Annotated in this window: 11 protein-coding genes and 4 pseudogenes; 12 read left to right on the plus strand and 3 right to left on the minus strand. The window is 30.9% G+C overall.

Features of this window, described 5'->3' with window-relative positions; genetic code table 11:
* Positions 1-136: 136 nt before the first annotated feature.
* From B5P42_RS30265 to B5P42_RS30280, 3 genes and pseudogenes are all read left to right on the plus strand, one after another.
* A complete protein-coding gene (locus B5P42_RS30265; RefSeq protein ID WP_113735965.1) occupies positions 137-403 on the plus strand; it encodes a hypothetical protein in 267 nt (88 codons plus the stop codon).
* A gap of 93 nt (positions 404-496) precedes the next feature.
* Entirely contained in the window at positions 497-730 is a 234-nt protein-coding gene (locus B5P42_RS32995; RefSeq protein ID WP_258397564.1) for a S1 RNA-binding domain-containing protein, read from the plus strand.
* Positions 731-1,763: 1,033 nt separating this feature from the next.
* Positions 1,764-2,079: pseudogene (locus tag B5P42_RS30280) on the plus strand (RNA-guided endonuclease TnpB family protein); the annotation flags it as partial.
* A 76-nt stretch (positions 2,080-2,155) separates the two neighbouring features.
* Here B5P42_RS30280 and B5P42_RS32195 read toward each other — a convergent pair.
* Positions 2,156-2,293 (minus strand): hypothetical protein, encoded by a 138-nt coding sequence (locus B5P42_RS32195; protein WP_181458857.1) that lies wholly within the window; start codon positions 2,291-2,293, stop codon positions 2,156-2,158.
* Between the two features lie 287 nt (positions 2,294-2,580).
* Positions 2,581-3,336, minus strand: a complete 756-nt coding sequence (locus tag B5P42_RS30285) for a sulfotransferase family 2 domain-containing protein (RefSeq protein ID WP_181458851.1) — start codon at positions 3,334-3,336, stop codon at positions 2,581-2,583.
* A 315-nt stretch (positions 3,337-3,651) separates the two neighbouring features.
* Between B5P42_RS30285 and B5P42_RS33465 the strand changes: the two are divergent.
* The 6 genes and pseudogenes from B5P42_RS33465 to B5P42_RS30310 all read left to right on the plus strand — a co-directional run.
* Positions 3,652-3,791, plus strand: a pseudogene (locus B5P42_RS33465) (ISNCY family transposase); the annotation flags it as partial.
* 147 nt (positions 3,792-3,938) lie between these two features.
* A complete protein-coding gene (locus B5P42_RS30290) occupies positions 3,939-5,099 on the plus strand; it encodes a DegT/DnrJ/EryC1/StrS family aminotransferase (RefSeq protein ID WP_258397565.1) in 1,161 nt (386 codons plus the stop codon).
* 3 nt (positions 5,100-5,102) lie between these two features.
* Positions 5,103-5,675 (plus strand): GNAT family N-acetyltransferase, encoded by a 573-nt coding sequence (locus B5P42_RS30295; protein WP_113735968.1) that lies wholly within the window; start codon positions 5,103-5,105, stop codon positions 5,673-5,675.
* A gap of 11 nt (positions 5,676-5,686) precedes the next feature.
* Positions 5,687-6,598 carry a glycosyltransferase gene (locus tag B5P42_RS30300; RefSeq protein WP_181458852.1) on the plus strand — a complete coding sequence of 304 codons (912 nt, stop codon included), beginning with the start codon at positions 5,687-5,689 and terminating at the stop codon, positions 6,596-6,598.
* Positions 6,599-6,643: 45 nt separating this feature from the next.
* Entirely contained in the window at positions 6,644-7,567 is a 924-nt protein-coding gene (locus tag B5P42_RS30305) for a glycosyltransferase family 2 protein (protein ID WP_181458853.1), read from the plus strand.
* 13 nt (positions 7,568-7,580) lie between these two features.
* Positions 7,581-8,345 (plus strand): glycosyltransferase family A protein, encoded by a 765-nt coding sequence (locus B5P42_RS30310; protein ID WP_113735971.1) that lies wholly within the window; start codon positions 7,581-7,583, stop codon positions 8,343-8,345.
* Positions 8,346-8,520: 175 nt separating this feature from the next.
* Here B5P42_RS30310 and B5P42_RS30315 read toward each other — a convergent pair.
* Positions 8,521-9,211: pseudogene (locus tag B5P42_RS30315) on the minus strand (IS6 family transposase).
* Between the two features lie 312 nt (positions 9,212-9,523).
* Between B5P42_RS30315 and B5P42_RS30320 the strand changes: the two are divergent.
* The 3 genes and pseudogenes from B5P42_RS30320 to B5P42_RS30335 all read left to right on the plus strand — a co-directional run bounded on the left by B5P42_RS30320 (position 9,524) and on the right by B5P42_RS30335 (position 13,408).
* Positions 9,524-10,318 (plus strand): glycosyltransferase family protein, encoded by a 795-nt coding sequence (locus B5P42_RS30320; RefSeq protein WP_113735972.1) that lies wholly within the window; start codon positions 9,524-9,526, stop codon positions 10,316-10,318.
* A 1,143-nt stretch (positions 10,319-11,461) separates the two neighbouring features.
* Positions 11,462-12,080 (plus strand): annotated as a pseudogene (locus B5P42_RS33000) (collagen-like protein).
* A 698-nt stretch (positions 12,081-12,778) separates the two neighbouring features.
* Positions 12,779-13,408, plus strand: coding sequence for a DUF1796 family putative cysteine peptidase (locus B5P42_RS30335; protein WP_113735974.1), 630 nt, complete (start codon positions 12,779-12,781; stop codon positions 13,406-13,408).
* Positions 13,409-13,631: the final 223 nt, after the last annotated feature.

Genomic DNA, 13,631 nt, shown 5'->3' on the forward strand with positions numbered 1-13,631 from the left:
TGATTTTTCAGGGCTTTTTTATTAAACTGTCCATTTTATAGGGTACAGTTCATATGCTGAGGCGGCTTTTTGTGATTAAAAGGCAAAGCAGGTAACAGTCATTTGTAGTGTACTAAAGAAAATGGAGGTGCATGAAATGAACGATTCAAATCGATGTCAAAAATTATTAGTAAGATACAAATATAAGTTAAGTATTTCTGTAATTATTTTAATGGTTTTAGATGCACTACTTATAAAAGGCTTTGTTGATATATTTACAGCAACTCTAAACGGCTTATTATTGGTTTTAACAGTAGCTGCTTTGTTAACAGTAGGGTATTACAGGAAGAAGTATCATTACTATAAAGCCTTGGTATATGGAGAAGAGGAGTTTACACAAATGGTAACAGTTACCCATTATTAATTTAGTTAGTATCTTTTTAAAGGATTAAAAAGAAGTGTAGAAGAAAATGATAATAAATATGTATCTATTGGTCCAATAAAGGAGTGAGGATATGTGTCAAATAAGGGTACGCTAGATAAGAATATTGCTAGATATATCGAAGAAACAACTTTGTTGCCGAAACCTTACAGTGAATTGTATAAGAAAAATACAACAGTTACAGTAAAGGTTGAAAATGTAGTGAAATATGGTGTGTTTGTACAGATCCAGGATGAAAACAAAGGTAAAGGTTTATTGCATATTACAAAGTTGCAAAACATGTTTGTTAAACGTATTGAAGATTTTTAGCAAATTGGAGATATAATTGAAAACTTCAAAATAATAGAAGTTACCCAGGATAGCCTGTCATTCTCAACCTTGCATTTAAAATTAGAACGAAAATACATTGAAGAAACTCACGATTAAACAGACATACAAGAGATTAAAGATAGAATTGCACAAAGGGTTGGTATTATTTCAAAGGATGCTGAGAAGAAAATTGAAAATTTTATTAAGGTGCAAGGAATTGTACCTTTTGTAATGGCCATGGGTAAGGTAATAGATGATTTTAATTATGATCTTTCAATTTAATTGGTAGAGGAAATTGAAAGAAAGGCACGTGATTACCTTTAACAAAAAAAGAAAAATAATTATTACAGATCATGCAAGTGATGCTTTTAATAATCGTATTGGAGAAGCAGAATGTATAGAAGCCTCTGTTTATAATACAAAAATCATATTAAAAAACAAGAATCATATTTACATGAAGAATAATTCATTAAGGTATCCATGTTTAATAGTAGGTCAAGATCTGATTGTTAAGTCAATTATTAAAGAAGATATGAAAATGATACCTTATGATTAAATGAATCTATCGGAAAATATTGTTTGAAAATTCTTTTTACTATATAATGGTAACATATCATTTTAAAATTTTTCTAATCCATAACTAATCTAAGCCTTTCGGTTTTACTCATTATTAACGCATTGTGTATATTTTGTTCGCATGTCTAATAACGAAGTAATCCTGAAAGGCTTTTTTGCGTTTTGGGAATGTACTTAGGAAAAGTGAATAGAGGGAGAAACTGATTTTATCCATTGTATGGATAATAAATTCTGATTTAAAGAAGATGAGGGAGAATTTATTAGGTCTAAGGCTGAAATAAGGGTTTTAGAGTTTAAAACCTAAGACCTAAATATAGTATGGATTTCACTTTAGAAATTATGCATATAAATTGCGGTCCTGAAAAAATGGTTAACAAATAAATCGGCTAGCTAATTAAACTAACTGTGATGTTCTTATTACTGTCTCTAAAGGATATGTTATTCGGCACATTAAAAAAAGTTGGTAGAGGAACAGCGTATCCTTTCCAGAAGAAAAAAGTTCTTTGAACTGGAATAAACAACGTATAAAAGTAGCACGAATTCATGAACATATTGCAAATACAAGAAAAGATTACTTAGATAGAATTTCTACCGAAATTATCAAAAACCACCATGTAATCGGTATAGAGGAACTACAAGTAAGTAATATGCTGAAAAACAATAAACTTTCCAAAGCAATTAGTGAAGTATCTTGGTCACAATTCAGAAATATGTTGGAATACAAAGCAAATTGGTATGGAAAGCAAGTTGTGATTGTATTTAAAACGATTGCCTTGTTTTAAGATCTTTCCTTGTTTTGAACTAAGGCATTCAACTTTTTTAAATACATTTTCCATGGATGGGTGCCCCTTAATCTTTCGTTTTAGTCCACTGATAGGGTTCTCTAGAATCAACACCTATAGATTTAGCAATTGCTCCCCCGCCTTCAGTGCAATCTAAATACCGCTTGACTGCTTGTATTTTTTCATTTGAAGAAAGTTTAGTCATAAAAAAGTGCACTCCAATTATCAGACTGTGTCTAACAATTAGGGTGTACTTCAAGCTTCTAGTCTCTTTGAATGTGCAATGAATACCGATTGTACCCATACCAATTAAGCCGTCTATATAAGTGAATCAAATGTGTAAAAGAAATCGATTTTCTCTAAAATGGACTTATCATACAAGTGTATTGGCTCTTTCTAGAGATAGTTTATAGTACTCGTATTTTCCTAAGAAGGCTAATTGTTTTAGACATTCTTTTTGGAATGTCAATGGGTTTTGTGATGTTCTAAATTTTATATAAAGGGTGAAAAATGATGCAATTCTATTTTTTGGCATTCGCTTAATAATTTGATTTTTTCCTTTAATAAACGTTTTGCAAATTTATATAATTCTAAATCTAAATTATTATCATTATTTATCTGTATTATTAATTCATTAGGTATTGATTCTATTATTGAGGGGGCTATAAAACTATTTAATTTATTGTATTTTAAATCTTTCCAATTAAAATGGTTTTTCATTAAAAACAAAGATTCTTTATACATATCTGTAATTCCGACTAAAGCAAAATGATTTATTATGTTTTTTTTAGCAATATTTAAATTTGGAATATCTGTTCCAGATATACATAGAGTTTGATGATTACAAACATAAAGTTTATGTTTAATAAATTGTTCAAACGTTAATTCAGAATTTATCCAATTATTTCGTTTATAATGATGGTATTGAGAAAATATTCTATCCACAGGTTTTCTTAACATAGAAATATAAGTGATATTTCTTGAATGATTTATTAGAGATAATAGTTGTCCCTCTATTTCATCATATTTCATACCGAAACTATAATGACCACTAATAGCTTTAGCGCTATATATATGATCTCTAAGCATGTTTATTATTTTCTCCTTATTATTAAGATGCTCAATGGTTTTATGTGCATACATAAATAATGAATGAGGACCATACTGTGTGTCTAAAATATCCCTTAATGTTGTACCACCAGTTTTAGCAATATGAATAAAAATAATTAATTCGTTATTTGAAGTCAAAATTCAACCCTCCGTATATAAATTTATTATTATTAATGTTATATGTACCAATTAGAGGTATGAGGAACGGTAAATACCCAGTATACACGAATTGTTAGTATGAAAAATATTTGAGTAAAGCTGTGTGATAAAGAGATGATTCGAATAGCACGTATTGTTAAACGGTTTGATTACGGGAAAAATATGTAAAATGAAAGGGGGGGTTATTCTTAAATTATTTATTTAATATATATAAATTTAGAGGATATAAATAAGAAATTTAATTTTGGGGAGTTTCTTCATCTGTAACAAAAAAAGGAAAATTATGTACGCGCATGCATGGGAAAACAACTGTTGAAAGAGCGCAGCAAAATTGAAGAGCAATTTAGTACCCTCGAACATCCACGTTAGTATAGGGAAAATCACTATTTATTATAGGTACATTTGTTTTTTTGATTTACAATATTACATATTAAATTTAGTTTTGTAACACCTTTCCCATTATTTTTCTTTTCAACAAAACCTGTAGAACTTAGATTAAAATACATGAAAAAGTAGTGATAATAAATAATATGGAGCATAAAACATTGTCCTCTTAAATACAATTAGGAGGGAGATGGAAAATGTTTATAAAGGAGGAAGAAATGTCTATACAATTATTTGTGCCACGGTTTGAAGTCGCAGAATGTTTGGAAGAGATTCGAGAATGTTTAGAAAAAGGATGGACGGGATTTGGATATAAAACAATAGAATTAGAAAGTGCGTGGAAAAAGTACACTGGTTTTTCGCATGCACATTTTGTTAATTCGGCAACTGCGGGTCTTCATTTGGCTGTTAAAGTATTCAAACTATTAAATAATTGGCAAGATGATGATGAAATCATCTCTACACCATTAACTTTTGTTTCTACAAATCATGCAATTGCCTATGAGAAAATGAAGATTGTATTTGCAGATGTGGATAAACATCTTTGCCTGGATCCTAAAAGTGTAGAAAAAAAAATTACAGATAAAACAAGAGCGATTATGTTTGTAGGTATTGGAGGAAGTACAGGACAATATGAAGAGATTGTCCAATTATGTAAAAAATATGATTTACGTTTAATCCTTGATGCAGCACATATGGCTGGTACAAGGCTACACGGTAAAATTCCAGGTGCGGATGCGGATGCGGTTGTTTATTCATTTCAAGCGGTAAAAAATCTACCCACAGCTGATTCAGGAATGATATGTTTTCGAGAGAATGAATGTGATAATTTGGTTAGAAAACTTACATGGTTAGGGATTGATAAAACAACGTATGAACGTATGGGAGACACCGGAGCTTACAAGTGGTTATATGAAGTAGACCATTTAGGTTATAAATATCATGGGAATTCTATTATGGCAGCTATAGGGTTAGTGCAATTGAGATATTTAGATCGAGATAATGCGTATCGTAGGCAATTAGCTGAGTGGTATGATGAAGAATTTGCTAAACATAGTGCCTATATTAATAGAATTCCTCTTCCAAGAGGATGTGAAAGCTCTCGACATTTATATATAATACGTGTGAAAAATCGTAATGAATTATTACTGGCATTAAATCAGGTAAATATATATCCTGGGGTTCATTATCGAGATAATACTGAATATTCTTTGTATTCTCATGGTAAAAATTCTTGTCCAGTAGCCCATAAAATGGCAGAAGAAATTATTTCTCTTCCTCTTCATTTACATTTAACAAAATTTGATATTAGTTATATTTGTGAGCAAGTTATTAATTACATGAAGGGAGGAAATTAGGGAATGTCTTTTAGTTTAATAGAAAATGATATTTTATGCTTAAGAGAGATTCAAAAAAATGATATAGAACAAATTAGAATATGGAGAAATCAAGAGGATATGAGAAAATATTTCCACAAAAATAGCACTATTGACCCTCAAAAACAAGAAGAGTGGTATAAACGTTACAAAAAGAAAAGCGATGATATTATGTTTATTATAGTAATGAAAACGAAACATAAGAAATCCATTGGTACAACAGCTCTATATCATATTGATTTAGACAAAAAGATGGCGGAATTTGGTCGGTTAATGATTCCACAAAAAAATATGAAGGGTAGAGGATTTGGAAAACATGCCACGATTTTGACATGTATTTATGGTTTTGAGGTATTAAAACTAAACTCTTTACATTTAAGTGTATTGGCTCATAATCAAAAAGCGATTCAAATATATAATCATATTGGTTTTAAAGAGGAAACTAGAACGGATGATACTCTTTATATGAATGTTGGGAAAGAAGAATTTTTTCAAGTAAATAAAAATTTAATAGGGTTTGAAATGTTCTTCAAAAGAGAGAAGAAAGAAATTGAATGAGGGAGTATATCATGTCGAGAAATCAAATGCCCCTAGTGAGTGTCTTAATTCCAACGTATAATCGCTCAAAATACTTTCAGATTGCGTTGGAAAGTGTCATAAAGCAAACATATAAAAATATTGAAATTATTGTTACAGATGATAGTACAAATGATGAAACATATAAGTGTATACAGCCGTACTTAGGAAAGTATCGGAATATTTTTTATTATAAGAATACAAATACGATTGGTGGTGTCCACAATTTTATTCATGCATTTGAAAAAAGCAATGGAGAATACATAAACTTTCTAATGGATGATGATGTATTTGCTCCGAATAAAATTGAAATGATGCTAGCGTATTTTTTAGAAGATTATGCACATGAAATTACATTAATTACATCGTATCGGTCATTTATTGATGAGAATGGGAATAGTATTCCGGATACAATACATAATCAAAGGAGGTTTCAACAAATTACTGCTTTAGATGGAAAGCAAGCTGGTAACAGTATTATTTCAGAGTTTAATTGGATAGGGGAGCCTACTACACCTTTATTCCGAAAGAAAGATTTAACAGAACCATTCGGTATTTTTTCAGGAAGATTATATCGTTCTGGCGTTGATTTAGTAGCATGGCTCAATTTATTGTCAAAAGGAAATTTATTATATATACCAGAACCATTAAGTAGTTTACGTTTACATGCAAATAATATTAGTAAATCTCCTCATATGATCTTAAATGCATTACAAGATTTAATGCATCTTATATTTCATGCGAAAAAATATTCTTATTTAGAGGAAGAATGTGAATATAAAAAAGCTATTAAAAACATTTATAAATTTCTATGGATGGTTAAAAGACAGGTGAATTTAAATGAGGACCAAAATCGGGAGATAAATTATTATGTCCTCCTTTTTCGACAAATATTCCGAAAATAAATATTACGATATGTTATTTATAAGTGTAGAAAGGGGTGTGAAATAGTGCCTTTACCATTGGTGAGTGTTTTAATCCCAACATATAATCGCCCAATTTACTTTAAGGAAGCTTTAGAGAGTGTACTCGCTCAAAAGTATCAGAATATTGAAATTGTTATTTGCGACGATAGTACGAATGATGAAACGTATTTAATAGCTGCTCCTTTAGCAACTTCTTTCCCAAACATTCGTTACTATAAAAATAATGAAAATTTAGGGGGAATACGAAATTTTCAAGCCGCTTTTCTACGTGCGAGAGGTGAATATATTAATTTTTTAATGGACGATGATCTTTTTCACCCTCAGAAAATTAGTAAGATGATGCGCTATTATTTGCAAGATCATGAACAGAAAATAAAACTAATAACATCATATAGGCAACCGATAGATGGAAAAGGAAATTTTATTTCGGATTTCGAGTTTACAAGGAAAAGATATTTATCTCCTACTACTATAGATGGAATAGAAGCTGGAACTTCTATGATCATAGATAGTAATTGGATAGGAGAACCTACTACACCATTGTTTAGGAAAAGAGATTTACAAGGAGCATTTGGCACATTTAATGGACATCAGTATCATTCTGCAGTTGATATGGCTTCTTGGTTAACGTTATCAGCTCAAGGGAGTGTACTATATATCCCTGATACACTTAGTTATTTACGAATGCATGAAGATAATATTGGGAAAAATATACATATGAAATTTTATTCTGCGCATGACTGGTTTCATATGATATTTTTTGCTCCACGCCGAGGGTTTTTGGGGGATCCAAAGCAATTAATGGAAAGTGCGAAAGGATGTCTTAAATATATTCTATTTATTTATGATACGTTTTCTAATGAGTATGATGAAGCGAAAAAACGTACTTTAAAATTTTATGCGATATGCTTAATAAAGCGTATTAAGGAGTTAGTCAAAACTATATAGGGGAGAGAAGAGAATGTTTACACACTCACCATTAGTTAGTATTTTGATCCCTGTAACTGAAAAATATGTATATTTAAAAACTGCATTGATTAGTGCGTTATTTCAAACATATGATAACGTTGAAATTATTGTTAGAGATAACACTTCAACAAATGAAATACAGACAATGATGGAAAAGGAGTTTTTACCGCATTCTAATAAGATAATTTATATAAAAAATGATAACCAAATGACAACTTTACAATTACTACAAAGTTTAATAGAAGATTCAAAGGGCCAGTATATTAATTTTTTACTTGAAAAAGACTCGTTCTATCCGACAAAGGTAGAAAAGATGATGGAGTATTTTTTATCTGACTCATTGAATACGATTCAATTAGTTACTTCTTCACAGCTACAAATTGATAAAAATGAACAATTCATCCAAAACTCAAGTGTGAATAAGTATTTTTTAAATGATATAAAATTAAGTGGGGTAGAATGCGGAAGTGCAATATTACAAAGGCAAAATTGGATTGGTGGACTAACAGCTCCCTTATTAAAAAAAGAAGGATTAAGTGAACCTTTTGGGTATCTTAAGGATCAGCCATTTTTTCTTGAATATACAATAGCAACGTGGTTGTCCGTTTTAACAAAAGGGTCAGTTATATATATGTCAGATGAATTGAGTTTTGAAAGGGAGTTCCAAGAGCAGACTATAGCAGATGTGGATATAGCACGAGAAAATGAATGGGAGAAATTGCTTGTGTTCGCAAAGCAGTTAGGTTATTTAAAATAGATTATGATGCAAAGAGGATACAAAAGAAAAATGGGGAGAATGGTAATGTTTATGTATGTATAAATTTTAATGATTATTATGAAGCAATTAATGAGGTAAGGCTATATAACCAGGAAGGGGTCTGTTGCAAAAATAAAAGAGAATAAGGTGTATATATTCCTAACGAAATCGTATCTTATACTGTAAGTCCAAGTAATTGATGGTTAACTTCTTTAATTCTTTCTGATTTTGAACAGGCGGGTCCCGTAAATTAATCTGTTCTTTTTTAATCATATGCATGGCTTCTTCACCGCTCAATATAGAAGTTTCGGGTTTAAATGACTTGAATCCCAACATAGAACGCACACGTTTCTTAATAAAACGATGATCTTGTTCCACTATATTATTTAGATATCTAACTTGCCTTAGAAGTATGCCTTCAGGCAAGTGTTTCTCTTTTTTAACTCTTGAATCACTACGAGATAGGCAGGATTCTTATCTGTCCACTGTTATCACACGAATTTTAGAAACAGAAGAAAAAGCCAAGGCTTTCTTCAAAAAACCTTGGTTGCTTGTTTATCCCTTGATTGACTAAGATAAAAATCAATTGTATTACCTTCTGAATCGATTGCACGATATAAATAAATCCATTGCCATTTTACTTTCATATAGGTTTCATCGACTCTCCACCAAGCATTTGTTGATTTAAGATGATGTCGGACTTTCTCCTCTAATTGAGTCCCATATTGGTGAACTCAGCGCATAATCGTTGTGTGAGTAAATGATACCCCTCTTTCTCGCATCATTTCCACCAGGTTAAGAAAGCTCAAATTATACCGTAGGTACCATCTCACTGTTAATAAGATTAGTTCAGGCTGATAATGCATTCATTTAAACAAATTTTACTTATCCATACTAATCGCACACATTTGTTACAGTCATACTATCGGTATGCCCAAGTTTAGAAAATTACCTACGAGAGTCTATGTTTTTTTGCACCAGTACCTTTTCCTGTACTAATATTTCTTCCATTCTCCTTTTTTACTAAAATATCATTTTAGTTTAAATATATGCACCACTTGAATGAAGTGAACGTATATTTATATAGACAAGGCATAACTTTTCTATACGGGAATGTATAAAATTTGTCATACTTTTTGGACAAACATCATATCCTATTAGAATGAGAAATGCTATATATGTTTAAAGGGGGACTTTTTATTAATACAACGTTAATTTCTCATTTCTACAACGAAGAGTATCTGCTTCCGTGGTGGTTAATGCACCACACAAAACTATTTAATCACGGTATTCTTATTAATCGTGGGTCAACTGATCGTTCAGTTGAAATATGTAGATTATTTGCACCTCATTGGGAAATCCGAGATTCGAAAGTATTAGATTTTGATGCCTTATTGGTTGATCAAGAAGTTATGGAAATCGAAAAAGAAATTACGGGATGGAAAATGGCTTTAAATACTACTGAATTTCTTTGCTGTTTTAATAAGGAAGCTTTTTTTTCATCTCTTACTGCTTTAGGACAAAACATGTATTCCATTAGGACTATCCTGATGGTCGATGATCCTAATCACGGTTATACCAATCCAAGATATGGAATTCCGCTTGTCAAACAACGTTATCATGGAATAATGCTCCATCCTAATCCGCCAGCCCCTTACATCGGTGGTAGATTACTCCACAATTATTCCTATGGTAACTATACAGCAGGAAGGCATTGGTCATTTCATCCATTTATCATTTACATGTATCCTGCTTTCGTTTTAAAATTCTTTTACAGTCCATGGAACAAATCTATGCAAAATCGAAAATTGCAAATTGGTCCTACTCTTTCTACGCATAGCATTCAGCATGGCTTAGGTACTCATCATTTAGCGACACTGGATGAATTAGAAAAAAATTATATACACTTTGCAACCTCAACTACTAACCTTAGACTAATTCCAGAATATCAAGTGTTATTTCAAAATTTATGATTTCCTGAATATTAACACGCTCAAAAAGTATATTTCGAAAATTTCTATGCGGCCAAAATTCACCTTATTTTTCCAAAACGCATTATGACCAATATTATCTAAAAAATAATTTTTTTGTTTGTTAATCTGACTATAATACACAGTGTTTCTTCGAACATGTTATAAACAAGGACACCGATACATTCAACTTCAATTTTTTCACATGCACTCTTTTCTTAAACTACTATATCGTGTATATCTTCATACTTTATAACTCCGATTAAATAATCTCCTACTGCTTCAAATTCACAGCTAGATAGAATTACTTTGGTGATCTCTTCGAAAGTAAATATACCTTGATAAAAGTTCATTTTCCTCTTCTTTCATTATTGGATTAAGAAGATTTTAGATTATAAGGCAAATAAAAGAACCTGTTATAACTAACAGGATCTGTGTACAAGGAATATAAGAAATACAAGGAATACAAGGAATACAAGGCTTAACTGGTCCAGAGAAAGTCTTGCATTCCATAGGTTTAATATTAATTTATTCGAAAAAAATTAAAATATGAACCAAAACACTATTTTTTAACTAAGTAATGTAAATGAAACATAGTGTACAAAGTTTTTTGTGCACTGTCGTATAACGACTATGTCTTGTCGTGTTAGTATATGTCCACCTCATAAAATAGTGAACAGATTAAATAGAAGTTTAAATTTAAAAGAGCAACCTTTGAGGATGCTCTAATGACCAACACCCTTATTGTAAAAGAATATGTGATATCGTATGTGTGTTTTTCAAAAGGTGTGAATTCTTTGAACCAAAACTTAATTTAACACAACGAAGCAGCTAGCTCAATTAACTAACTACATATTTTACAAAAGAAATTAGGCCCTACAAGTAATGATGTGTAACTTTAAGTTACTCTTCATATATTTGCACCAGAACCAAACTCAAAGTAAAACATTTATTTGAAATTTTAAAGTCCAACATTCTATTTGAAATCTAACGTATAATGCTATGAGCATTTATAACATAGGTTTGTTTAAGCTATTAATAAGAAAACCCACAGCTAATCACCTCCTATGAAAAGTATCTATAGGAGATGATTGTATGAACGAAGAATTTTTTGTTTTATGTTGAGTTACTGTTGAACCAAGTTTAATTGGTCCAATATTCCCGCCTATTCCGCCATTCATTTTACCAACAGGACCTTCAGGACCAACTGCAATAGGGTGTTGCCCATTTACTAATATTCTTGAAAATCCTGGATTTGATGAACCACCAGTGGTAAGCGATCTAGTTCCAGGGTGGAATTAACTTGGAAATGTTACAGAAGTAGGTTTTCCAAACGTACATAGTGGTCGTATTCTTTCAAACGAGGTTTTTAGTCTCTTATCTGTGTCAATTGAACCCAGTGGAAGCATTAATCAATCGGTTGAGGTTGACGAAGGTTGTTGTTATACGTTTTCTTTTACTGTGGATGTAAGGGATGGTGCAATTCTTATAGCTTCTGTATCTTTTCCAGAACTTGGACATGAGTGTCCTCCTCTTCTTGGAACTATTAGTCCGTTAAATATTGTTAATATTTTACCAATTATGAATTAACTTCAATCTTTATTCCAACATTATACCCTTTTTGTATGTATACCTGCTGGTGTGACTACAACAGGTATTGCTTTTCAAAATATTGCTACAGGGGGAAGGAGCAACAGTTTTTGTTGATAATGTTGTATTTCAACCTACTAGTGGACTTTGTACTTTATGTGCACAGAATTTTTAATACATTTGTAGTTTTTATTTGTAAACTATTATCTATCGTAATAAATCTTAAAGGGGTAATGACAGGGTTCTTGCTATGAACCGCAAAGTAAACGCTTCAAATTATATAAAATAAGTGAATTGGTTACCAAAAGCCATCATTTTTGTAACAAACATAAGCTTTTTTGATAGCGATTGATTTCATTGGAATGAAGTATTACCAAATACTTTTACAAAAAGATTATCCCTCATTAACAGGCAGTAAGAACCCCACTTCAAAATTGATTAATAGGTGATTATCTAGACCAATTGGTGTTGGTAAACCAACCTTATGAATTATGATAATAGGTGGTTTTAATTCTACTGTTGGTTTAACCTTACTTTGCGGTCTATGACAACTACCCTGTCACTACCCCCCTTTAAGAACATTTAATAGGATATTGCATAAAATATATTACTAGTTATTTATAAATTGGCAGTTAATAAAATTTAAAAGAGGTTATAAATAATGATATGTGGTGAATTAATAACATGGATGGAGTATCGGGGTGTTATAATATTTGAAATTCTTTGTGAAAATAGTATGGTAGAAATTTTTAGTTATAAATATTTAATTTTTAATTTTGAACACATAAATGGGGGGAAATATGTATTATTTGATACATCAACAAAAAAAGTTTTCATTATATAAATATAAAATAGTTTAGGAGGAAATAAATAATGAAATTAATAGATATTCAACAAAATTATGATGCTATTTTTAGTTTAGGTAATCAATGCTTTGTAGCTGGAAAATTAAATCATTATAATTTAAGACCATATGCAGGTGTAATAGATTGGATGATATCATTTTCTTTAACGGATGTAATTCATTTATTACAAAATAAATTTGAAGGTTTTATGGAAAAGGAAACAATGAAATTTGATGGTTACCATGCTTATGGAACTAAATTATTATTAACAGATATAAGATATAATATAAAATCTGCACATGATTTCTCAGTAGAAAATAATACTCCAGAGAACTGGGTTACGTATCCAGAATTTAAAATAAAAATAAATCGAAGAATAGAAAGATTTTTAAATAAATTACAAACATCTAATATAATTTTATTTGTTCGAATTGGTGGTACTTATGAAGAAGCGGAATTATTAGAAAAAGTTTTATCTAGTATGATACCAGGTGAATTTCGAATTTTACTTTTAAATCCGATATCTGAATATGAAGTAATTGAATATAATTGGAATTTGCAATATACATGTAGCATAGGGATTCCTATGGATGGAAATCAAAATCATGAAATATGGAATCGAATATTTAAGGGAGTTACGCATAAGGAAGAAGGATAAAAACGAGTCAACAAATTCACTACTCCCAAACCTTCTCGTGGTTGTCAAACTGTACCAGTTTGCCCCTGCCTACTGGTGAGGGAGCCTCCTTAAAAAATGAGGGTGGGGGTGTTCTTTTATGGGAGATGGAGAAGAGTTCCACAGTGGGTTTGGGCAAAAAAAAGGTTTGTTTTTACCATGCTAAGCATGGCTCGGTAGCCCAAAAAGCGTCTTAGACCCCTTT

It is taken from the genome of Bacillus sp. SRB_331, assembly GCF_003264175.1.
In the GTDB taxonomy this organism is placed as follows: Bacteria; Bacillota; Bacilli; order Bacillales; family Bacillaceae_G; genus Bacillus_A; species Bacillus_A mycoides.

Bases quoted from the DNA above. Each gene is read 5' to 3' on its own strand.
- B5P42_RS32195 (WP_181458857.1), bottom strand. From the start codon at position 2,293: ATGACTAAACTTTCTTCAAATGAAAAAATACAAGCAGTCAAGCGGTAT.
- B5P42_RS30310 (WP_113735971.1), top strand. From the start codon at position 7,581: ATGTTTACACACTCACCATTAGTTAGTATTTTGATCCCTGTAACTGAA.
- B5P42_RS30295 (WP_113735968.1), top strand. From the start codon at position 5,103: ATGTCTTTTAGTTTAATAGAAAATGATATTTTATGCTTAAGAGAGATT.
- B5P42_RS30265 (WP_113735965.1), top strand. From the start codon at position 137: ATGAACGATTCAAATCGATGTCAAAAATTATTAGTAAGATACAAATAT.
- B5P42_RS30335 (WP_113735974.1), top strand. From the start codon at position 12,779: ATGAAATTAATAGATATTCAACAAAATTATGATGCTATTTTTAGTTTA.
- B5P42_RS30300 (WP_181458852.1), top strand. From the start codon at position 5,687: ATGTCGAGAAATCAAATGCCCCTAGTGAGTGTCTTAATTCCAACGTAT.
- B5P42_RS30290 (WP_258397565.1), top strand. From the start codon at position 3,939: ATGTTTATAAAGGAGGAAGAAATGTCTATACAATTATTTGTGCCACGG.
- B5P42_RS30320 (WP_113735972.1), top strand. From the start codon at position 9,524: ATGTTTAAAGGGGGACTTTTTATTAATACAACGTTAATTTCTCATTTC.